At 58.2% G+C, this 21,178-nt stretch carries 20 protein-coding genes; 10 read left to right on the forward strand and 10 right to left on the reverse strand.

Annotation, left to right across the window (positions count from 1 at the left end):
* Positions 1-53 precede the first annotated feature (53 nt).
* Positions 54-515: a CBS domain-containing protein gene (locus tag B9Z45_RS14640; RefSeq protein WP_199221917.1), complete on the forward strand. Its 462-nt coding sequence runs from the start codon at positions 54-56 to the stop codon at positions 513-515.
* Positions 512-1,438 (forward strand): hypothetical protein, encoded by a 927-nt coding sequence (locus B9Z45_RS14645; protein ID WP_108407958.1) that lies wholly within the window; start codon positions 512-514, stop codon positions 1,436-1,438. Before B9Z45_RS14640 ends, B9Z45_RS14645 begins: the two co-directional genes overlap by 4 nt.
* 48 nt (positions 1,439-1,486) lie before the next feature.
* Here B9Z45_RS14645 and B9Z45_RS14650 read toward each other — a convergent pair whose 3' ends face one another.
* Genes B9Z45_RS14650 through B9Z45_RS14660 form a run of 3 tightly spaced genes read right to left on the reverse strand, consistent with a single transcriptional unit; the run spans position 1,487 to position 5,836 of the window.
* Entirely contained in the window at positions 1,487-2,725 is a 1,239-nt protein-coding gene (locus B9Z45_RS14650) for an efflux RND transporter periplasmic adaptor subunit (RefSeq protein ID WP_108407959.1), read from the reverse strand.
* Positions 2,722-5,091: an ABC transporter permease gene (locus B9Z45_RS14655; protein ID WP_108407960.1), complete on the reverse strand. Its 2,370-nt coding sequence runs from the start codon at positions 5,089-5,091 to the stop codon at positions 2,722-2,724. The genes B9Z45_RS14650 and B9Z45_RS14655 overlap by 4 nt, the downstream gene beginning before the upstream one ends.
* Before the next feature lie 7 nt (positions 5,092-5,098).
* Entirely contained in the window at positions 5,099-5,836 is a 738-nt protein-coding gene (locus tag B9Z45_RS14660) for an ABC transporter ATP-binding protein (RefSeq protein WP_108407961.1), read from the reverse strand.
* Between the two features lie 243 nt (positions 5,837-6,079).
* Between B9Z45_RS14660 and B9Z45_RS14665 the strand changes: the two genes are divergently transcribed.
* A complete protein-coding gene (locus B9Z45_RS14665; RefSeq protein ID WP_146180927.1) occupies positions 6,080-6,514 on the forward strand; it encodes a host attachment protein in 435 nt (144 codons plus the stop codon).
* A 27-nt stretch (positions 6,515-6,541) separates the two neighbouring features.
* Here B9Z45_RS14665 and B9Z45_RS14670 read toward each other — a convergent pair whose 3' ends face one another.
* Together B9Z45_RS14670 and metK are read right to left on the reverse strand one after the other, a co-directional pair.
* Positions 6,542-7,195 (reverse strand): phosphoribosyltransferase, encoded by a 654-nt coding sequence (locus tag B9Z45_RS14670; protein WP_108407980.1) that lies wholly within the window; start codon positions 7,193-7,195, stop codon positions 6,542-6,544.
* Positions 7,196-7,393: 198 nt separating this feature from the next.
* Entirely contained in the window at positions 7,394-8,575 is a 1,182-nt protein-coding gene (gene metK, locus B9Z45_RS14675) for a methionine adenosyltransferase (protein ID WP_108407963.1), read from the reverse strand.
* Positions 8,576-8,753: 178 nt separating this feature from the next.
* On the opposite strand from metK, the gene B9Z45_RS14680 reads away from it, so the two are divergent.
* Both B9Z45_RS14680 and B9Z45_RS14685 read left to right on the forward strand, forming a co-directional pair.
* Positions 8,754-8,975, forward strand: a complete 222-nt coding sequence (locus tag B9Z45_RS14680; RefSeq protein WP_108407964.1) for a SlyX family protein — start codon at positions 8,754-8,756, stop codon at positions 8,973-8,975.
* Between the two features lie 17 nt (positions 8,976-8,992).
* On the forward strand, positions 8,993-10,045 hold the full coding sequence (locus tag B9Z45_RS14685) for an RNA methyltransferase (RefSeq protein ID WP_108407965.1): 1,053 nt from the start codon (positions 8,993-8,995) through the stop codon (positions 10,043-10,045).
* On the opposite strand, the gene B9Z45_RS14690 is transcribed toward B9Z45_RS14685, so the two are convergent.
* Positions 10,026-10,922, reverse strand: coding sequence for a DMT family transporter (locus tag B9Z45_RS14690; protein ID WP_108407966.1), 897 nt, complete (start codon positions 10,920-10,922; stop codon positions 10,026-10,028). The genes B9Z45_RS14685 and B9Z45_RS14690 overlap by 20 nt on opposite strands.
* Positions 10,919-11,449: a methylated-DNA--[protein]-cysteine S-methyltransferase gene (locus B9Z45_RS14695; RefSeq protein WP_108407981.1), complete on the reverse strand. Its 531-nt coding sequence runs from the start codon at positions 11,447-11,449 to the stop codon at positions 10,919-10,921. The genes B9Z45_RS14690 and B9Z45_RS14695 overlap by 4 nt, the downstream gene beginning before the upstream one ends.
* 194 nt (positions 11,450-11,643) lie before the next feature.
* On the opposite strand from B9Z45_RS14695, the gene B9Z45_RS14700 reads away from it, so the two are divergent.
* Complete coding sequence (locus B9Z45_RS14700) at positions 11,644-13,047, forward strand: phosphomannomutase/phosphoglucomutase (protein ID WP_108407967.1); 1,404 nt, start codon at positions 11,644-11,646, stop codon at positions 13,045-13,047.
* Between the two features lie 15 nt (positions 13,048-13,062).
* Here B9Z45_RS14700 and B9Z45_RS14705 read toward each other — a convergent pair whose 3' ends face one another.
* Together B9Z45_RS14705 and B9Z45_RS14710 are read right to left on the reverse strand one after the other, a co-directional pair.
* Positions 13,063-14,316, reverse strand: coding sequence for a 3-deoxy-D-manno-octulosonic acid transferase (locus B9Z45_RS14705; protein WP_108407968.1), 1,254 nt, complete (start codon positions 14,314-14,316; stop codon positions 13,063-13,065).
* Positions 14,313-15,680 (reverse strand): 3-deoxy-D-manno-octulosonic acid transferase, encoded by a 1,368-nt coding sequence (locus B9Z45_RS14710; RefSeq protein ID WP_158270435.1) that lies wholly within the window; start codon positions 15,678-15,680, stop codon positions 14,313-14,315. The genes B9Z45_RS14705 and B9Z45_RS14710 overlap by 4 nt, the downstream gene beginning before the upstream one ends.
* Before the next feature lie 118 nt (positions 15,681-15,798).
* Here B9Z45_RS14710 and B9Z45_RS14715 point away from each other — a divergent pair, with 118 nt between their 5' ends.
* From B9Z45_RS14715 to B9Z45_RS14730, 4 genes are read left to right on the forward strand one after another with little or no spacing between them, the layout of a single operon-like run.
* A complete protein-coding gene (locus B9Z45_RS14715; RefSeq protein ID WP_199221919.1) occupies positions 15,799-16,482 on the forward strand; it encodes a cytidylyltransferase domain-containing protein in 684 nt (227 codons plus the stop codon).
* A gap of 9 nt (positions 16,483-16,491) precedes the next feature.
* Positions 16,492-17,538 (forward strand): N-acetylneuraminate synthase family protein, encoded by a 1,047-nt coding sequence (locus B9Z45_RS14720; protein ID WP_108407970.1) that lies wholly within the window; start codon positions 16,492-16,494, stop codon positions 17,536-17,538.
* Entirely contained in the window at positions 17,535-18,662 is a 1,128-nt protein-coding gene (gene neuC / locus B9Z45_RS14725) for a UDP-N-acetylglucosamine 2-epimerase (protein ID WP_108407971.1), read from the forward strand. The genes B9Z45_RS14720 and neuC overlap by 4 nt, the downstream gene beginning before the upstream one ends.
* Complete coding sequence (locus B9Z45_RS14730; protein WP_108407972.1) at positions 18,659-19,876, forward strand: O-antigen ligase; 1,218 nt, start codon at positions 18,659-18,661, stop codon at positions 19,874-19,876. The genes neuC and B9Z45_RS14730 overlap by 4 nt, the downstream gene beginning before the upstream one ends.
* On the opposite strand, the gene B9Z45_RS14735 is transcribed toward B9Z45_RS14730, so the two are convergent.
* Positions 19,816-20,937, reverse strand: coding sequence for a rhamnan synthesis F family protein (locus B9Z45_RS14735; protein ID WP_158270436.1), 1,122 nt, complete (start codon positions 20,935-20,937; stop codon positions 19,816-19,818). The two genes, B9Z45_RS14730 and B9Z45_RS14735, sit on opposite strands and share 61 nt — an antisense overlap.
* Positions 20,938-21,178: the final 241 nt, after the last annotated feature.

Consider the following 21,178-nt stretch of genomic DNA (forward strand, 5'->3'; position numbering starts at 1 on the left):
TCGCCTGACCCTGACAGCTTCAAGTGGCGTTGTCACCTTTTCAAGGAGCCATGATGGGTAAACAACTGACAGCAGGCGATATTTGCAAACGCAAAGTCACCGTAGGCTACAAACAAACCAGTCTGGTGGCTGCTGCGCAACTCATGCGCGAAGACCATGTGGGCTCTTTGGTGGTGGTCGACGATGAAAACGGCAGTCGTCAGGTGCGGGGCCTTGTCACTGATCGCGACATCGTGATGTCGGTCGTGGCCACAGGGCTGGACCCCGAGCCCTTGAGGCTGGAAGACATCATGTCTGAGCACGTGGTAACGGCCAACGAAGCCGATTCCTTGCTCGACCTGATGCGAAGCATGCGTGAGCACGGTGTGCGCCGTGTTCCTGTGGTCGGCTTTCAGGATGAACTGATGGGCATTGTCACGATGGACGATGTGCTCAAGATACTGGCGCAAGAGATGAACACATTGGTTGGTTCGATTGATGTAGGCATCAAGCAAGAGCGTGCGCGTCGGCAGTGAGTAAAAATCACGCACTGAGTGAATCGCCAGAACGCTTGCAGGTGGCAGTGGTTGGTCCGGGGAAACTTGGCCGCGCCTGTGCACTGGCTTTGCTCGATGACCCCGATCTGGCGCTGGCTGGGGTAGTTGAGCGCCCAGGTTTTCCAGGATTTTTGCGAGGCCGATTGCAAAACACCGTCCGCGTCACGCACATCCGTGATTTGCCGGAGGTCGACCTGGCTTTAGTGTGCGTGCCGCCATTGGAGGTTGGCGCTGTGGCCCATGACCTGTTGCAATCGCGCATACCCATGGTCGAGTGCGCCCGTCTTGAGGGGGTGGCCTTGATGGCCCATTACCAAGCACTGGAGGAACAAGCCCACCGTTACCGCGCAACCGCTGTTTATGGCGCTGGCTGGAACCCGGGGGTATTGCCCCTGATGAACAACGCTTTCCATGTCCTGATACCGCGAGGCCGCAGCGTGGCGCACCGGCATCCGGCGGTTCAGATGCACCACAGCGTTTCTGTGAGCCATCTGCCAGGGGTCAAGCAGGCATTGGAGGGTGAGTTCAGCGGTCCGGATGGCCAGTTGGTGCGCTATGTGTATGTCGAGTTGATGCCAGGTGCTTCGTGGGAGACCGTTCACGATCTCATCGAGTCCGACCCGTTGTTTGCTGGCGAGTCAAGCCGGATTTTTCAGATAGACAGTCTGAGTACGTTGGCAGCGCAGGAGCGCCAAGGCCTGGTGCTGGAACGTCTTGAAAGTGCAGATGCAGGCCAGCATGCGGGTCTGTTGCTCGAAGCCCGGTTCGATGTTCACCAGTTTGCTGCACGGGCCATGGTCGATGCTGCCCGCAGGCTGAAGTCCTTGAAAACCGGTGCGCACCCTTACACCCTGAGCCTGCATGCCAATGGGCATGTTCAAGGTGTCCTGAACGGTGGCTGAGGGCCGCTGTTCACCAAGAACTATGTCCTTGGTGCTGCGCTCAAGCATTTACCGTTGCCCCCTGCCGGGTTTGACTTTGACGCGCTGACCATCCGTGATGGTCCCCGGGTAGAGCAGCACGGCATCACCGGCCCGCACGCCGTTCGTGTCATCGGGCTTGATCCAGGCCACATCGGCATTGCGCGCCTGGATGGTGACGTTCCTGGCGCGCGCACGACCGTTTTGGTGTACCAGTACCTGCCAGCGCATGCCTTCTCGCAACAGTGCCGCACTGGGTACCAAGAGCACGTTTTCGTGAGAAGACAGGGTGATGCGTGTATCCACCCGAAAGCCTTCACCCAGGCGCTGAGCGCCGTCAGGCAAGCGCTCGAGTTCGATGATCACATTGACCCGTTGCTCCTCGATCCCAAGGGCGGATACCTTGGTAAAGGCCACCGGCTCAATGCGCGTGACTTGCCCAGACAAAAGGGGTGCACCAACACCTGGTGAAACGAGCACCTTGGCACCAGGTGCAAGCTGCCGGGCATCAGAGGACAAAACATCCACAACCGCTTCCATCACCTGGATGTCTCCGATCTCCAGCAAGGGCTGGCCTGCCATGACCGGCGCACCGCTGGTCAGGTGCAGCTTGAGTACCTGGCCGTCTACCGGACTCTGGATTCTCCAGGCGTTTTTTGTGCCCTGGCTGGCGGGTTTTGCGCTGGCCAAAGCGGCTTGCGATTCGGCCAGCGTGAATTCCGCAGCACGCAACTGCGCCTGGCCTGCTGCGAGGGCCTGCGCTGCGGCGCGGTTGGCCAAAACCGCCTGGTCCAGAGCTGCGGGTGCGATGAAGTTGTCGCTGGCGAGTTTTTGGGCTCTTTGAACTTCCAGCTCGGTTTGCGCCAAGCTGGTTTGCAGTCGTTGCAGTTGGGCGGCCGCAGCCATGCGTGCGGCATCGTCACGGCCTACACGTTGTTGCAACACCAGTCGGTTGCGCTCGTCGATCATGCTGGGGGCCAGTGGTTTCAGTGTGGCCACTACATCCCCAGTACGAAGGCTGTCGCCCACTTTGAGCTCGGGCCTGATCAACTCGGCAGCCATGGGCGCTGAAATGACGTAACGGTTTTTCAAACGCAACTGGCCGTCCTCGTCAATGGCTTGTTCAAAGCGGCCGATGGTGACCATGCCGACTTCTACCTGCAGTGCGCGTGGCATCAGCGCCCAAAATGCCAAGCCTGCCAAGGCGAGTGCGGCCAAGCCCCAAGGTGCCCAGCGCTTCAAATCAACAAGGAAAGAATTTAGGTTCATTCGCGTACTTTCAAAACAGCCACCAAGTCAAGCTGGTCAATTCTTCGGCGTACCAGCAGGGCACTGAGCAGACCAGCTGCCAGCACAATGAGCACAGCCCATGCATAAGTAGAAGGCGCGATGATGACGGGGAAGTCGATGTTGTCGGAGGACATCAAGTGCATCAGAACGCTCGCCAAGGCCCAACCTGTCACCGCGCCAATGGGCAGGGCCAGCAAGACTTCACTGCCCAGTTGGCCGAGCAGCAAGACCGAGACTTCGGCGCGTGTCATGCCCAGCACGCGCAGGCTGGCCAGCTCCCACGCCCGTTCCGACAAGCTGATGCGTGCGGCGTTGTAGACAATGCCGACCGCCATGGCCACGGCAAACAAGGTGAGGATGGTGCTGAAAACGCTCATGCTGCGCGAGGTGGTTTCCTCAAAGCTGGCGAGTGAGGCGGCCTTGTCGAACACGGCGGTGATGACGGGTGCCTGCTTGACGGCTTCCCAAAACGCGGCCATGGCCAGAGGATCGACCTGCATCGTAGCTTCACTTGCGCCCGTGCCATCGCGCGACAAAGTGTTCATGGTTTCAAAATCCATGAAGGCTTGCTTGCCCATCAAGGTGTGCACGATGTCCACCACCTCGACGGTGGCGCGGGTCTGATGCCACATGCGAAATTCAACCTCGACCCGGTCACCCACCTGGAGCCCTAGCTTTTTGGCCAGCAACCACGAAACGGCAATGCCCTGAGGCGGGATTTGCAGGGGGCCACGTTGCTCGTCCACAGGCCGCAACAGCCGCGTGTTACCCAACAGCCCCAGCAAGTTACCGTCTTCGGTCACGCCACGCCAGTGCACGCGCACCGCCTCGCTTCGGTAGGGTTCTGCGTGGATCACGCCAGGCAGGCGTTTCAGGTCTTGCACCACCGAGGGCGGCACAGGCTGCTGAAAGTTCACCACCACATTGCCGCGCTGTGTTTGGCGAAACTGGATGTCCACGATGTGTGCAATCGCATCCAGCCAGAATGCGCCCGAGATTTGCAGGGCGACAGCCAATGCAATGCCCGTGACCGTGAACACCGAGCGCCAGGGGCGGCGCTCGAAATTGCGCACCACCATGAGGGTGCCAGCACTGAGGTGTTGGCCTAGTCCCAGTCGCTCGATCAGTGTCTGTCGGTAAGAAGGGGGTGACGGGGGTTGCATCGCAACGGCTGGCTTCAGCCTCACCACGGTGCGAATGGCCCCCCATGTGCCCAGGATGGCCGCAGTCAAGGCCACGCATGCCGCGACGATCACCAGCCAAGGTGTGGTGCCGTAGGCCAATTGGTTGAAGCGGAATATTTCGTCGTACATGTCCAAAACCATCAGGCCGATCCAGCGGCTGAGCATCAAACCGGTGACCAGACCCAAGCCCGTGATGGCCATGGCCAATCCCAGGTAATGCCAGATGATGGCCCTGTTGTCATAGCCCAAGGCCTTGAGTGCAGCAATCTGGCTGCGTTGTGTAGCCACTTGGCGGCTGACCACCACGTTCAGGATGAACATCGAGACAGCCAGAAAAATCGAGGGCAGAACTGTTCCCATGACCTTCAGTTGCGACAGTTCGTCGCTGACAATTCGTGCAGAAATTTGCTTGTCCCGGCCCACGGCGCCCCGCGTGCCATAGGGGTCCAGCAGGCGGTCGGTTCTTTCAATGACGGGTTGCAGCCAAGAGGGGGCGTGCAGGCGCAGTGAGGCCTGGTTGAAGGCGCCCTGCATGTCAAAGGCTTGCGCCATGCGTTCGTGGTCGATCCACCAGACACCAAACGTCCTGTCGTCGGGTGCGCCACCGCGCGAGGCAAAAACATATTCGGGTGACACAACCGTTCCCACCAGGTGGATTGGCTGCAGCCGACCGTTCAGGATGGCGTTGACACGGTCACCAGGCTGCAAGTGCCTGGCGACAGCGAAACGGTCGCTGACCACCGCTTCCACCGTGTTGCCCCGCTCTGGCCAGCGGCCACTGCGCAGGCTCAGTGCGTTCAGGCCTTGCCGTTGTCCATGCACCCGTGCCAGGTCGAGACCGATGAAGCGGCCCGTGACCGGGGCCTGCGCATCAGGCAGGGCGATTTGCGCGTCCATCACCACACTGAGCTGGACTTCAGCCACCCCTTCTATGGCGGCCAGTTGGTCGCGCAGGACCACCGGTGCACGTTTGACGTGCGTGAACACCTCGGCCAGGCGGTTGTCGCGGTAAAAGTTGTCGCGTGAGCCCTTGAGCGATTCATGCACCGAAAACATGCCTACAAAACCGGCCACACCAATGGCCACCACCACGGCGATGGTCAGCACCTGCGCCCACAAGCGTTGCAGGTCGCGCCAGAGTTTGGTGTGGAGGGCTTTCATGCGCAGATCACCAGATCAGGCTGGACGCAGCCACTTTGTGGGGGTTCACCTGAATGTCGACGATCCGGCCATCGGCCATGCGCATCACACGGTCGGCCATGCCGGCAATCGGGGCGTTGTGGGTGATGACCACGGTGGTGGTGCCCAACTCGCGGTTGACTTTTTCGATGGCCTGCAACACCACGATGCCGGTGGCACAGTCGAGAGCGCCTGTGGGTTCGTCGCAAAGCAGCACCTGCGGGCGTTTGGCGATGGCGCGTGCAATCGCCACGCGTTGTTGTTCACCGCCCGAGATTTGCGACACAAAATGGTTCATGCGGTCCGACAGACCGACCAAGGCCAAAGCGTCTTCAGGCTGCATGGGGTCTTGCGCAATGTCGGTGACCAGCGCCACGTTTTCCAACGCCGTCAGGCTGGGGATCAGGTTGTAGAACTGAAACACAAAGCCCACATGCTCGCGTCGATAGCGGGTGAGCTCGGCATCGCTGGCACCTGTTAGCGCGTGTGTTTCGCCTTGGTGAAACCATTGGGCTGTGCCTGCCGTGGCATTGTCCAGCCCACCCAGAATGTTCAACAAGGTGGATTTGCCGCTGCCCGAAGCGCCCAGCAGCACCACAAACTCGCCTTGTGTGATACGCAGGTTCACCCCGCGCAGTGCATGAACCGCAGCGGCGCCTTCGCCATAGACCTTGGTGAGGTTCTGGGCCATGAAAACGCATTCGGGCGACTTTGGAGTGTGCGACATCACGTTGTACAAGTGGCAGGTTTTGGCATGTGGCGTGTGAGTCCGATCGGTTGTGTCAGCGGCGTTCCTTGGCAGCCTTGAATTGACGCATGTCTTTTCTAAAAAAGGCTTGATGCCGATCAACCCCTGCCCTTCTGCGCAAGCCTTGCGCCAGTGGTTCTATACCCTCCGATCAATTGACCACTGCGTTGATTGACTGAAAAATTCAAGCTTCGTTCACGTGGTAAAAAAAAGGATTCGGGCATGGCTCAAAAACATTGGATCTTGGTGGCCAACGCTTCGCAGGCACGGGTTTTTGAGCGGACATCGTTCACCGAACCCCTGCTGGAGTTGACCGATTGGCAACATCCGGAAAGCCGCATGCAAGCCAGTGAAACCGAGCGATCCCCGCTGGGGCAGTCTCTGGCTGGACGATCCGGGTTGGCACCTCGGGCAGACCTCAAGCATTTGCACCGCAGTGAGTTTGCAAAAACCTTGGCCACCTATTTTCACGAGGCTGCTTTGACCCACCGTGTGAATTCTTTGGCACTGGTCGTGTCAAATCCTTTCATGGGCGAGTTGTTGGCGCATCTGGATGCACCCGTAGAAAAAATTATCGATGCCAAACATGTGCTGGACCTGACGTCTTTGAACGTCAAAGAGTTGGACAATCGGCTGCGCACCGAATTCCGTTTGTGATCACCTGTCACATGACCTGCAGCGCCTTCAGTGGTGACCCTCTGGGGCTGCTTGTGCGCTGGCTTTTAAAAATGCAAACACCTGCTCATCGTCCACTTGTGGAAATTGGCGGTAAAACTGTGCCACTGCCATAAAGTCTTCGGGGGCTGAAAGGCAGATGATTTCATCGGCCAGTGGTTTGATTTTTGCCAGGGCGTCCGGGCTGGCCACCGGAATGGCACACACCAAATGGCGTGGCTGTTTTTGTCGTGTGGCTTTGAGGGCCGACATCATGGTGGCGCCTGTGGCCAGGCCATCGTCCACCACGATGGCCACACGTCCTTTGACCTCTACAGGTACTCGGGCTTGACTGTATTGCTTGCGGCGTTCCTTGATGGTTTTCATTTGCAGCTTGATCTCGTCCTTTACATATTGCGGGTCCAGGCCCAAGGTGGCGGCATAGGGTGAGAGATAGGCCAAACCTGTGTCATCCACTGCGCCAATGGCCACTTCGGGCTCGAACGGTGCCCGCAGTTTGCGCACCAGCACCACATCGAGTTGCCCATTCAGCGCTTGGGCTATCCACGCACCCATGGGCACTCCGCCCCGAGGAATGGCCAGCACCAGTGGGTTTTGCCCCTGGTATTTCGCCAAAGCCTTGCTCAGTTGTCGTGCAGCATCCAGTCGGTCTTTGAACATGATGTTTCCTGTTGGGGTGTTTTGCTGAATTGTCAAAACAAGCCGCAGCGTTTGTCTGTACCAGGCGCCACAAAATGGTTTCATGCCAGGGACTTGTTCGATGGGCCTTTTCAGAGACCAAAGACGAAAAAAGCCGCTCGACTTGCGCCGAGCGGCTTGTGCTCTGGGCTTGGACGCCCTGAGTTTTGCGTGGGTTGTGGCTTACAGACCTGCAGCTGCTTTCAATGCGGCAGCGCGGTCGGTTCGCTCCCAGGTGAAGTCGGGCTCATCCCGGCCAAAGTGGCCATATGCAGCCGTCTTGCTGTAGATCGGGCGCAACAGGTCGAGCATCTGGATGATGCCTTTGGGGCGCAGGTCAAATTGATCGGCCACCAGCGCGGACAACTGGTCGTCCGAGATCACGCCTGTGCCGGCGGTGTTGACGGTGATGTTCATGGGGCGTGCCACGCCGATGGCGTAGGCCACCTGCACCTGGCACTGGGTGGCCAGACCGGCGGCCACAATGTTTTTGGCCACATAACGGGCTGCGTAAGCCGCCGAGCGGTCCACCTTGGAGGGGTCTTTGCCCGAAAACGCACCGCCGCCGTGTGGGCAGGCACCGCCGTAGGTGTCCACAATGATCTTGCGGCCAGTCAGGCCGCAATCGCCCTGAGGACCACCGATGACAAAACGGCCGGTGGGGTTAATCAGGAATTTCGTGTCCAACAGCCACTCTTTGGGCAGCACCGGCTTGATCAGTTCTTCGATGATCGCTTCGGTGAAGCTGGCCTTCATCTTGGTGGCGGTTTCCGATTGGTCGGGGCTGTGCTGGGTGGACAGCACCACGGTGTCGATGCTGTGCGGCTTGCCGTCGACGTAGCGCATGGTCACCTGGCTTTTGGCATCGGGACGCAGAAAGGGCAGACGGCCATCCTTGCGCAACTGTGCCTGACGCTCGACCAGGCGGTGGGCGTAATAGATGGGGGCGGGCATGAGCTCAGGGGTTTCAGAGCAGGCATAGCCGAACATCAGGCCCTGGTCGCCCGCGCCGATGTTCAGGTGGTCGTCGGAGGCGTGGTCCACACCCTGGGCAATGTCGTTGGATTGTTTGTCGTAGCAAACCATCACGGCACAGCCCTTGTAGTCGATGCCGTACTCGGTGTTGTCGTAGCCAATGCGCTTGATGGTGTCGCGGGCGACCTGGATGTAGTCCACGTGCGCGTTGGTGGTGATCTCTCCAGCCAACACCACCAAACCGGTGTTGGTCAGTGTTTCGGCGGCCACGCGGCTGCGGGGGTCTTGCTCAAAGATGGCGTCCAGAATCGCGTCAGAGATCTGGTCAGCCACTTTGTCGGGATGGCCTTCCGAGACGGATTCGGAGGTGAAGAGGTAATTGCTGGACATGAAAAAGGTTCCTTGGTTTCAGGGGTTTGTCGGCGTTGCCGACCCTGAAAACCCGGAGCCTGGCGAACGCTTTAGCAGAATTTATGAATCGCCCTGCAAGTAGTTCAGTTAACTCGGCGATGGCTTAAATTGTAAAACATGTGAGAGACCCCCGCCAAAATCATGTCCAATACAGCGCATGGACATTCCAACCCACATCGAAAATCGCCTGGTTGACCTCGAAATCAAGGCCGGCTTTACTGAAGACCTGCTCGACCAACTCAATGCGCAGGTGTACCGCCAGCAGCAGCAAATTGACGCGCTGATTCAAGAGCTGCGTCAGATGCGCGACCGCCTGCCTGAGTCGGGCGGTGGTGCCGAGATGCGCAATTTGCGCGATGAAATTCCGCCACATTACTGAAGCAGGTCTTGACCGCCATGTGGAGCATTCAAGACGTCCGTGACCATTTGTGGGCCTTGGGCGCCAGCCCCCTGCATGCGCAACGCGTGCTGCGCCTCTGGGCACAGGCCAAACCCCAGGACAGTGGCCGCAGGCCGCTAGAAAGCTTCATGCCCAAGTCGCTGCGCGAGGCTTTGCCCGCGTTGAGCCTGTCATTGGCTGGACTGGGTACATTGCGCGAGCAGCACCCGGGGCAAGATGGCTCGGCCCGTTTGCTGGTGGGTTTGCACGACGGACAAACGGTCGAGACTGTGCTGCTGCCGCGAGACGGGCTTTGCGTTTCTTCACAGGTGGGGTGTGCGGTGGGTTGTGTGTTTTGCATGACGGGCCGTGAAGGATTGATCCGTCAGGTGGGCAGCGCCGAAATCGTGGCGCAGGTGGCTTTGGCCCGCACGCTTCGGCCTGTTAAAAAGGTCGTTTTCATGGGCATGGGGGAGCCCACGCACAATCTGGACCAGGTGATGGAGGCCATCGATCTGCTGGGCACGGTGGGCAACATCGGGCACAAGAATCTGGTGTTTTCCACGGTGGGCGATGTGCGGGTTTTTGAGCGCTTGCCGCAAGGCCGGGTCAAGCCTGCGCTGGCTTTGTCGCTGCACACCACACGGGCTGATTTGCGGGCGCAGTTGTTGCCGCGCGCACCGCGCTTTGACCCGCAAGACCTTGTGGAGGCGGGTGAAGCGTATGCCCGCGCCACCGGTTACCCGATCCAGTACCAGTGGACGCTGATTGAGGGCGTGAACGACAGCACAGAAGAAGTGGAGGGCATTGTCCGTTTGCTCAAAGGCAAATACGCGTTGATGAACCTGATTCCCTACAACGCTGTGCCCGACTTGCCTTATGCCCGTCCCAGTTGGGAGCGTGCTGCCGAAATGGCGCGCAGCTTGCACCAGCGTGGGGTGCTGACCAAGTTGCGCCAGTCTGCGGGGCAGGATGTGGAGGGCGGTTGCGGCCAACTGCGGGCGCGTGAATTGGGGCAGCAGTCGCAGCCCGTCACGTTTCACCGCCGTATCAACGCCCTGGCAACTTAATCAGGCCGCTGGACAAGGATGTGCCGAGCAAAATCACGGCGCCACACACCAGCATCCAGGCTGTGATGTTTTCTCCCAGAAAAAACATGCCGTAAGCGATGGCAAAGACCGGGACCAAAAACGTGACGGTCAGGGCGCGTGAAGGACCGGCACTTTCAATCAGTTTGAAATACAGGACATAGGCCACGCCGGTGCAAAGCACACCCACCACCATCAAAGACCACCAAGTCGAGGCGCTGGGCCAGTGATCTGGGAGGAACCAGAGCGCAGGCAGGGCCAAAGCCAGGGTGGCGCCGACCTGACTGCCTGTGGCCGTGACCAGTGGGGGCAGGCTGTGAATGTATTTTTTGGTGAAGCTTGCAGAAAAGGCATAGCAGGTGGTCGCAGCCAGACAAGCCAGCACGGCCCAGGCGGGGGCAATGCCCGAAGCATTGGGCTTGAAGCTGGCCTGCCCACCGGCCAGCAGCACCACACCGCCGAAGCCGATGGCCAGACCCACTGAGCGCGACAGGTTGGGTTTGTCACCCAGCCAAAGCCAGGCGACGAGGGCGCCAAACAAGGGCACGGTGGCGTTCAGGATCGATGAAAAACCGGTGGTGATGTGCATCACCGCAAAAGAGTAAAGGGCAAACGGAATACCGCTGTTGAAAACACCCACAAAGAGCACAGGCCTCCAGTGTTGGCGCAGCGCTGGCCAATGACCTTTGGCCAGCAGCAGGGGCAGCAAGAACGCCGAGGCAATGGCGACCCGCATGGCGGCTGTGGGCAGTGCACCCAGCTCGAGTGCGGCCACGCGCAAGAACAAAAAAGAGGAGCCCCAAATGGCAGCCAGCAGCAAGAAATCGGCCAACCAGCCTTTGGTGTGTGAGGTGTTCATTCTGAGAAAAGTGGGGGCGAAACGGGCAGGGCCATGGGATGCCCTTCCCGTTTCAGCAGCGCCTGTTTGCGCCACAGACCCCCTGCATAGCCTGTGAGTTGGCCAGCGGCGCCCACAATACGGTGACAGGGGACGATGATACTCACAGGGTTGCGCCCCACGGCGGCACCCACGGCGCGCACAGCACTGGCTTTGCCCAAGTGCTTTGCCAGGTCACCATAGCTTCGGGTTTGGCCCGACGGAATGCTCAGCAAGGCCTGCCAAACCGATTGCTGAAAAGGGGTGCCTGCCGACAAATCGAGCGCCAGGTCAAACACCACCGGTGTATGGGCAAAGTAAGCCTGCACCTGGGCTGCGGCACTTTGCAGCAAAGGGTGCTGTGCATCAGCTTGCCAGTTTTGTCTGTCGGCATCGGTGGGGCTGTGCTTTTGTTTTTCAAACCACAGGCCACAAAGCCCCATCTGGCTGGCCGCCAGGGTGATCGGCCCGAGAGGGCTTTCGATGCGCAGGGTTTTGAGTGATGTCATCGCAAATTCCGGGAATGGCATGGCGGCCCATGTTAGCTGCAATGGCTTGAACGCAAGACCTGCTGCTGGGGATGCGGTGGCCCACTGGCAGATCAGGTGGGAAATTTCGGGAGCCCACCCAAAATTTCCCACCTAAAATACAAATTCGATGATTAAGCTGGGCCCCGGTGGCCTTATTTTTTTAGGCAAGTCTCATGCAAGTCACCCCCTCCATCTTCAAAGCCTATGACATCCGTGGGGTGGTGCCATCGACCCTGAATGAGCAAGTGGCCGAGGGGCTGGGCCAAGCTTTTGGCACGCAAGCCATGGCCGAAGGCCAGACCACGGTGGCTGTGGGCCGTGATGGCCGTCTGAGCGGGCCAAGCTTGTCGGCCGCACTTATTCGGGGCTTGGTGGCCACGGGCATACAGGTGATCGACATCGGCCTGGCCACCACCCCCATGCTCTACTTTGCGGCCAACACCGCCTGTCAAAGTGGCATTCAGGTCACGGGCAGCCACAACCCCAAGGACTACAACGGCTTCAAGATGGTCTTGGCTGGCCGTGCCATTTATGGCGATGAAATCCAGGCCCTGCGCCAGATGATGGAAACCGAGACCTGGCAGCACAAGGCTGGCGGCGGAGTGACGCACCTGAATGTGCTGGCCGACTACAGCCAGCGCATCGTGGGCGATATCCGCTTGTCGCGCCCCATGAAGATCGTGATCGATTCGGGCAACGGCATCGCGGGGGCCTCTGCGCCAGGCATCTTCCGGGCCTTGGGCTGTGAGGTGATTGAGTTGTTCAGCGAGGTGGATGGCAACTTTCCCAACCACCACCCTGACCCCAGCAAGCCCGAAAACCTGCAAGACCTGATACAGGCTTTAAAAACCACCGGCGCAGAACTTGGCTTGGCCTTTGATGGCGATGGCGACCGCCTGGGCATCGTCACTGCCGATGGCCACAACATCTACCCCGACCGCCAGATGCAATTGTTTGCTGAGGACGTGCTCAGCCGCGTGCCGGGCGGCACCATTTTGTTCGACGTGAAATGCTCGCAGCGTCTGGCCCCGGCCATTGAAGCGGCGGGTGGCAAAGCCCTGATGTACAAAACCGGCCACTCGCTGATCAAGGCTCAGATGAAAGCCATTGAGGCCGAGGGCGGTCAGGCGCCACTGGGTGGCGAGATGAGCGGGCACATTTTCTTCAAGGAACGCTGGTATGGTTTTGACGACGGCACCTACGCCGGTTGCCGCTTGCTGGAGATTGTCAGCAAAGCGCCAGATGCCAATGTGGTGCTGAACGCTTTGCCCAGCAGTTTCAGCACACCCGAGTTGAACGTGACTTGCGCCGAGGGCGAGCCGCACAGCGTGACCAGCGCCTTGCAAGTGCTGGCTGGTGACGTATTCAAGGCGCCCGCCAAAATCTTCACCATTGACGGCCTGCGCGTGGACTGGCCAGACGGCTTTGGCCTGATCAGGGCGTCCAACACCACGCCCGTGTTGGTGCTCCGCTTTGAAGGCCAGACCGAGGCCGCCTTGCACCGCATCGAGGCCGAGATGCTGGCCTTGTTGCGTTCAGTCAAGCCGGATGCGCAGATTCAGGCTTCGGCGCACTGAAAAGGCACTCAAGCCTCAATCTTGCGCCAGCTGAATCAGGCTGAGCAAGGGTTCAAGCGCTGCTTGCGGCTGGACGCTTGCTGGCGTTGCAGGCTGCGCCCAGTTGGTGCTGACGGCTTGGGCCAGGGCCGTTGTTTCACTGAGCATTTGGCTCAGGTTCTGGCCGTCCAGGTCGCTGTAGCTTTCGGCAAAGTTCCACACGTGGGGGCCATGTAAAACCCTACAGCCCAGTGCCAGGGGCTCGTGCGGGTTGTGGCCACCCACTGGCGTCCATGAACCTCCCAGCATCGCCACAGGGGCCAGCCGGAACCACAAGCCCATTTCCCCGATCGTGTCAGCCACATAAACGCTGTCGCTGGGCATGGGTAGCGCGTTACTGGCGCTGCGCAGCAAGCTGCCATCGGGGCACAAGCCCAAAATTTCTGGGCCTCGGGCGGGGGCTCGGGGCGCGATCACCAGCAAGGCGTCTGGGTGCTGCAGGCGCAACAAGCCATGCACTTGCAATGCCAGTGTTTCCTCGCCCGGGTGGCTCGAAGCCAGTAGCCAGACAGGTCTGCTTTTCAGGCACTGCCGCCACGCTTGCAGGTGTTGACCATCGCAAGCCAGTGGGGGCGACATGGATTTGATGGTGCCTGTCACCACCACGCGATCAGGCCTTGCACCCAGCGCGATCAATCCGTCTCGGGTGGTGGTGTTTTGCGCCCACAAGGTGCTAAAGCCTGGCAGAAGTGCCTGGTAAATCAATCTGCCCCAGCGGCGTTTGGCAACAGCTTTGGCGTCCAGTCGGGCATTGACCAAGGCATGCGCGATGCCTCTTTGGGCGGTGGCGTGGATCAAGGCGGGCCATAAATCCATTTCACACCACACCGCCAGCGCGGGCTGCCAGTGGTCCAGAAATCGGGCCACCGTGTCGGGCGTGTCGACGGGGGCAAACTGGTGCATGCAGCGCGGCGGCAAGCCCGTCTTGTGCAGGGCATCGCCCGAGGTGCGGGCCGTGGTGGTGATCAAGAAGCGGGCTTGTGGCCAGTGCACGCCCATTTGCGCAAAAAGCCCCGCCAGCGCCATGGCTTCACCCACGCCCACCGCGTGCCCCCAGACGAGCGGACCCTGCGGCCTGCTGGGCGGGTCAGTGACCCACTTCTGGGCCAAGCTATCAGGGGTTTCCTTGCCGCGCTGTAGGCGCTTTTGCAAAGCCCAGCGCCACACGGGCGCCATGGCCTTGGCCAGCCACAGATAGCCTTGCAAGGCCCATGAGCGCGAAACGCTCATGCCAAGGCCTTGAGCCAGGGCACCAACACCGCCATGTGTTTGGCCGTTGAGCCTGCGTGTTCTTCATAAAACTTTTCAGCACCGGCCATCGCCTGCGCGTAGGCACCCGGCGCTGTCAGCAAATGAACCATTGCTTGGGCCAGCGAGGGGATGTCCATGTGTTGCTGCAAAACGCCTGCAGCCAGCGCTTCGACGCCCGGGTATTCGATGCCCCAGATGCTGGGGCCCACCATCACCGGCTTTTTGAGGGCCAAAGGCTCGATCACGTTGTGCGCCCCCATGGGCACGAAAGAAGCCCCCACCACCACGGCTTGCGACAAGGCCAGGTAAAAGTACATCTCGCCCAAAGAGTCGCCCAGCAACACATCCGCATCGCCGATGGCCATGGGCAGATTTTTCGCCTGAAGTGCTGCATCGAACACTTGGCTGCGGCGCAGGGTTTGAAGACCAGCGTTTTGCATCAACCCGTGCACCGCATCAAACCGCTGTGGACTGCGCGGCACATACACAAACAGCGGCTTGGCCTGCCCTGCTGCGGCCAGCCCCTGCTGGATCAGCTTCATGGCTTCGATGAATGGCTCGTCTTCGCCCACGATGGCGCTGGCAAAGGCGATCACCGGGCGTTGGCTCAGGCCCAGCTGCCAGCTTTGCACGCACTGCTCAGCGGCTGCGATTTGGGGGGCAGACACTGGCAGGTCAAACCGGGTTTCGCCCACCACCTCGACCCGTGCGCAGCCCACCTGCCGAAAGCGCTGGGCATGGGTTTCGGATTTGCACATCACCAATTGGTAAGCGCTAAAAAGCTTGGCTCGAAATCCGCCCCAGCGCTGCAGGTCGCGCTCAATGCTTTTCTTGGGGTATTGGGCGTTGGCCATGCACAGGGGAATGCCTTGTTGGCGAATGGTGGTCAGCAGCACCGGCCAGGTGTCGATCTCGGTCATCATGGCGCAGCGCGGCTGCACATGCCGAATGAAGCGCCGGACCGATCCCCCCAGCTCAAAAGGCAAGTAGGCCACCTGGGCTTGACCTTGCGCAATGGCCTGTTCAAGCAGCTTTTGTGCTGCTGTGCGGCCAGCCGGGGTCAGGGTGGTGACCATTACTGGATAACCCGCCGCCAGCAGGGCGCGCACCAGAGGCGCCGCGCCCCGAATTTCGCCCATGGAGGCCGAGTGCACCCAGATGGGGTTCTTTAAAGCTGTGGGCGCCTTGCCCCAGCGCTCGGCCCAGAACTGCCTGTAAAGCGGTTCGCGCCGACCCCTTTGCCACAGAAATGCCAAAAACGCAGGCAAGGCAACAACCCAGACGGCCTGGTAAAGCGCAATGGCCAGGCGCATGCCCCAGGTGGGTGGGAAACGGGTTTTCATGGCGGGTGGGTGGGTGTCTGGCAGAAAAAAGCGGGAGGCGGGCAAAGGCCCCATTGGGGCAGGGTGCGTCAGTATACTTACCGCTCAATCTGTTTCAACACCACAAAACGGCCTCTCAATGACCCCGATGCACGCGCCATGGACTGCGGTCATCCCTTTGCGGGCGGGCTCCAAAGGCCTGCCAGGCAAGAACACACGCATGCTGGCGGGCAAACCCTTGTTCCGGCACGCGGTCGACCTCGCTTTGGCAGCTGGCGCTGGACGCGTCATTCTGAGCTCGGACATCCCGGAGGTTTTGTCTGCCGCATTGCCCATCGGGGTGCAGGCCATTCAAAGGCCAGCTGATTTGTGCGGTGACGCCGTGCCGATGGCCCCTGTGTTGGTGCATGCCTTGCAAGCTGCGTCCTGCCGAGGCACGGTGGTCTTGCTGCAGGCCACCTCACCCCTGCGCCAGGTGGCCGATGTTCTGGCGGCGCTGGATGTGTTTGCCACGGGGCGGCACGAACTGGTGATGTCGGTGACCGAGGCTGACCGTGGCGTCCTCAAGTGGGGGCGGGTCGACGGCGACCGCTTTTTGCCGCTGAGCGATCCAGCGTATTGCTTTTCGAACCGCCAGAGTTTGCCGCCTGTGGTGCGTCCCAATGGCGCGGTGTATGTGATGCAGGCCCAGTGGTTTCTGGACCGCGGCAGTTTTGTGAGCGAGCGCATTGGCTTGGTGCCAATGAGCGCAGAACGCAGCCAGGACATTGACACCCTGGCCGATTTTGAGCGCTGTGAAGCAGTGCTGACCCCCAAAGAATAGGAAACAGTGATGAAGATTGCAAACCGGGACATTTCTTTGCGCCACGCGCCGCTGGTGATCGCTGAGATCGGCATCAACCACGGGGGCAGCCTGGAGGTGGCCAAGGCCATGGTGACCGCTGCGCGTCTGTCCGGCTGTGAAATGGTCAAACACCAGACCCATTTTGTGGACGACGAGATGACCGACGAGGCCAAGTCGATTTTCCCGCCCAATGCGGACATCTCGATCTGGCACGTCATGCAACAGTGCGCTTTGGGCAAAGACGACGAGATCGCGCTGAAAAAACATGCCGAATCGCTGGGCATGATTTACATCTCTACGCCTTTCTCGCGGGCGGCGGCTGACTTTTTGAACGAAATTGGTGTGGCCGCTTTCAAAATCGGCTCGGGCGAATGCAACCACTTGCCCTTGATCCGACACATTGCCCGCATGGGCAAGCCCGTCATCATGAGCACCGGCATGCAAACCATCGAGAGCATGAAACCGTCGGTCCAGATTCTGGAAGACGCAGGCATTGAATACGCCCTGCTGGAATGCACCAACCTCTACCCCTCACCGCCTGAAATCGTCAGCTTGCAGGGCGTCACCGATTTGCGCCAAGCTTTCCCCAACGCGGTGGTCGGTTTTTCAGATCACAGCATTGGCCCCGAAATGGCCTTGTCGGCCGTGGCCTTGGGGGCGTGCATCTTGGAGCGCCATTTCACCGACACACGCTACCGCAAAGGGCCTGACATTTCTTGCTCGATGGACCCGGCCGAATTGCGTTTTCTGATCGACCGCTCCAAGGAAATCCACACGGCACTCAACAACCCCAAAGTGCGCACGGCCCCCGAAGAAGATGTTTACCGCTTTGCGCGCGGCTCGGTGGTGGCTGACAAAGACCTGCCTGCAGGCCATGTCGTCACAGAAGCCGACATCTGGGCACGTCGCCCGGGGTCTGGCGAGATCTCGGTGCAGTACTTTGACCAGTTGATCGGCGCACGCCTGACACAGGCGGTCACGCGCAACCAGCAATTGCGCTGGAGCGATTTTGACGGTGTGGAGAAGCCGCAATGACGGACCTGACTGCGCCGGTGACGGGCAAGAAGCTGCTGTTTGTGACCGGCACCCGTGCCGATTTTGGCAAACTTGAACCGCTGGCCCATGCGGCCCAACAGGCGGGTTTTGAGATCGGCTTTTTCATCACCGGCATGCACATGATGGGTCGCTATGGCGAAACGCGGCTGGAAGTCAAACGCTTTGCCGGTGCCGAATTTTTTGAATTTGTGAATCAGCGCGAAGGCGACGCGCTCGAGTTCATCCTGTCCAAGACCATTTTGGGCTTTTCAGATTTTGTGCACGAGCACCGCCCGGATCTGGTCATCATCCACGGTGACCGGGTCGAAGCACTGGCCGCCTCCATCGTCTGCGCCATGCGCTACATCCGATCTGCGCACATCGAAGGCGGAGAGGTGTCGGGCACCATCGACGAAAGCATTCGCCACTGCAACACCAAACTCTGCGCAACCCACTTTGTGAGCTCTGAAGCCGCACGCCAGCGCGTGCTGGCGCTGGGCGAGGCCCCCGACCGGGTGTACAACATCGGCTCACCTGAGCTGGACACGCATGCACGGCCATCGGGCGTAACAATTGAAGAAGTCAAAACACGTTATGCGATCCCGTTTGACGACTACGGCATCGTGATTTTTCACCCCGTCACGTCAGAGGCCGACACCATCGGTGCACAGGCGAAATCGCTGTTTGCTTGCCTCGAAGCCAGCGGCAAAAACTTTGTGGTGATTGCACCCAACAACGATCCGGGGACGGATGAGATTTTTGCTACTTTGGAGCAGCTTCCCTCTGAGCGTTTTCGGATTATCCCGTCTATGCGTTTTAATTATTTCAGCGAGTTAATGAAAAATGCGGCTGTTATGGTCGGCAACAGCAGCGCGGGAGTTCGTGAGGCCCCATTTCTGGGGTTGCCAAGCCTTGATGTTGGGACGAGGCAAAATAATCGGGCGCAATCTATGTCGGTCACTGCGTGCTGTGCGCATGAGACACAAGCCATTATTAAATTTTTATCCAATCAATGGGGTGTGCGATCTGCCATGAATAATGCCTACGGCAAGGGGCTGGCGTCTGTTCAATTCGTTCATGCGGTTTCTTCATTCGTCTTTTGGCAGATCGGTTTTCAAAAATGAAGATTGTTCAGCGGCTTCAGATGACCGCATTCCATGCAGGCGTGTTGGGTTGTGTTTTGCTAGGTTTTGCCATTCCTACATCTCGAGCACTGTTTAATATTGCAGCTCTTTTGATCATTTTAGGAAGTATTTTTTCTGGTCAATACAAAGATAAATGGTCCAACATTCGTAAAACACCTTTGTTTTGGCCCATAGCGGGTATTTGGTCTATGTTGTTGTTGGGAGCGCTCTATACAAGTGCGCCTTGGCGTGATGTTCAAGAGCACTGGGAGCGCTACAGCAAGTTCTTTTTGGTGCTGATGATCATTAGTCTTCTCACAGATCAACGCCACCGTCGCTGGATGTGGTGGGCCTTCATCACCGGTTGTAGTGTGGTTCTGCTCTCCACGTATCTCAACATTTTCATATTGCTGCCGTGGTCAAAAACCCAGAATCTTGGCTTTGGGGTGGATCATTCTGTGTTCATCGATTACATCGCGCAAAGTTTGGTCATAGGATTATTTTCAACCTTACTCTGGCTGGGGACAGTCCGTGCAAGCTCATGGCTGTTGCGTCTATCGTTTTTCTTATTATTTGTTGCAGCGATATTTAGCATCACCCATCTCACGTCCAGTCGGATTGGGTATGGGGTTGCGTTAGTCTTGGTTGTTTTATTGCCATTGCTCAGTTTGCCACGTCGATGGGCTATTTACGCAGCTTTTATTGCGGCCTTGGCTATATTGGTGGTGTTGTTTTTTTCTGATCTTGCGGGGACACGCGTGCAACAAGTGTTCAGCGAGGCGGGATCCTACAAGCAAGGGGATGTGTTTACTTCTACCGGTGCCCGCCTGCACATGTGGGTTACGTCAATAAATTTGTGGATGCAGGCACCTTGGTTTGGGCATGGTACGGGTGCTTATCATGAATTGGCCAAGGCGGCTTTTGCAAATGACACGATGTGCCAAATTGGCTGTTTTCATCCGCATAACCAATTTCTTTTTTTGGCGGTTGACCATGGTCTAGTGGGTCTCATGTTGATCTGCGCCTATTTAGGGGCCGCGATATTGATGGCATGGAAACGTAGCCAGTCAGAAAAAACCTTGTTTTTGGCTTTTCTGCTCATTTTTATGGTCGATGCGTTGGCTCATGGGCCCCTTTGGCTTTTTATGGAGGCCTATTTTTCATTCGGCATCATGGCGTTGTTGGCGTCAGGTTCTTCAGGACTGTACGATTGATTCGCAGAGGGTTGCTTGTTTGAACGTCGATGGAGAACCTGTCGAATTTCATCCAGTACGCAGGTGTCAATCAGCTCCGGATGGTTTGTGAAAAAAACGTTCAGTTCCTGCAAAGCCAGTAAGTTGGCCTCATCGCCAGATTTTTTTAGAAATGGTAATTTCAGATCGCCCACCATGTACAAGGGAGCAGTAGCGATGATGTTCTGTGACTTGGTGATCAAAAAAGCCAGGTATTTGGCTTCTGTTTCCCAAGCTTCGTCAAGCTGATATCTGGCCAACAAGGCTGTTCTTTGAGTGGAAAGAGCAGCATCTGCTGTGCACAATCGTTCTAGTGCTTGGCGTACATCTGGACCTCGTATTTTTTTGATCCATCTGTCAAATTCAAGTCGACTGTACATCGCCTCACCCACGATACCAGCGTCTAATAAGTGATGAGTGAAGCGTCTTTCGCCACGGCGGATGGTTGCGTACTTGCTACTGGTTGCTTTGTAGTTCCGCCAGAACGCCATAAAGACAGGATTGAGTAAAACGGGTTGCTTAAAGTGCCAGAAAAACGAACCCATGAATGGCCGTTTTTTGCCTTGCATCTTGCTCCTGTCGCGGGTGGGCTCTAGTTGAAATGCACCCACGAAGCCAGCATCAGAGGTTTCTATGCGATCCAAAAAATCACACTGGCGCTGAAGCGGAAACCAAATGCTGTCGTTCAATATCAGCATTTGTTGAATAGTATGGCTTGATTCCATGACAGCAATTACGCCGTCTTGATAACCGCCAAAGTCATATCCAAAATTCGGACGCTGCATGATTTGCCAGCAAAGAGGCAAAGCGCGAGCTTTGTCTTCGGGAGTCAGCGCAGAGTTGCTAACCAACAGCGTGCTGTATCCCTTTCTGTTCAGGTGTTCCAGTGTTAGCCAGGTGGAGGTCATCAATCCCTGTGGTTGGAAAACCAAATAGACCGCTACTTTGTCCTTCCGTGTATGGGCTGAGTTAAGGCAAATATTTGGGTTTTCGCTTCTGTTGCGAGCATGTTTCCAACGCTTGTAGGGTTCATAGGTGTTCATGATCAAACTGCGCATCTGGTTCAAGATTCGAAGAAGCTCGCGTTTAATTTTGTTGTTGATTAGCATGTTAAGTTCAGCGTCTACAGTGATCAATTCGCATTTTATATTTTGCATCCCTGATGGCCACCCAAATTCCCCCACTTATGGCCACTTCAAAATCCCCCACCTGAATTGATCGGGGACAGGGGTTCAAAGCCGACACCGTCGGCACCTGTTGGCAGGACGCATGTTCTGGCCCTCC

Source organism: Limnohabitans sp. 2KL-17 (genome assembly GCF_003063415.1).
Lineage (GTDB): Bacteria > Pseudomonadota > Gammaproteobacteria > Burkholderiales > Burkholderiaceae_C > Limnohabitans_A.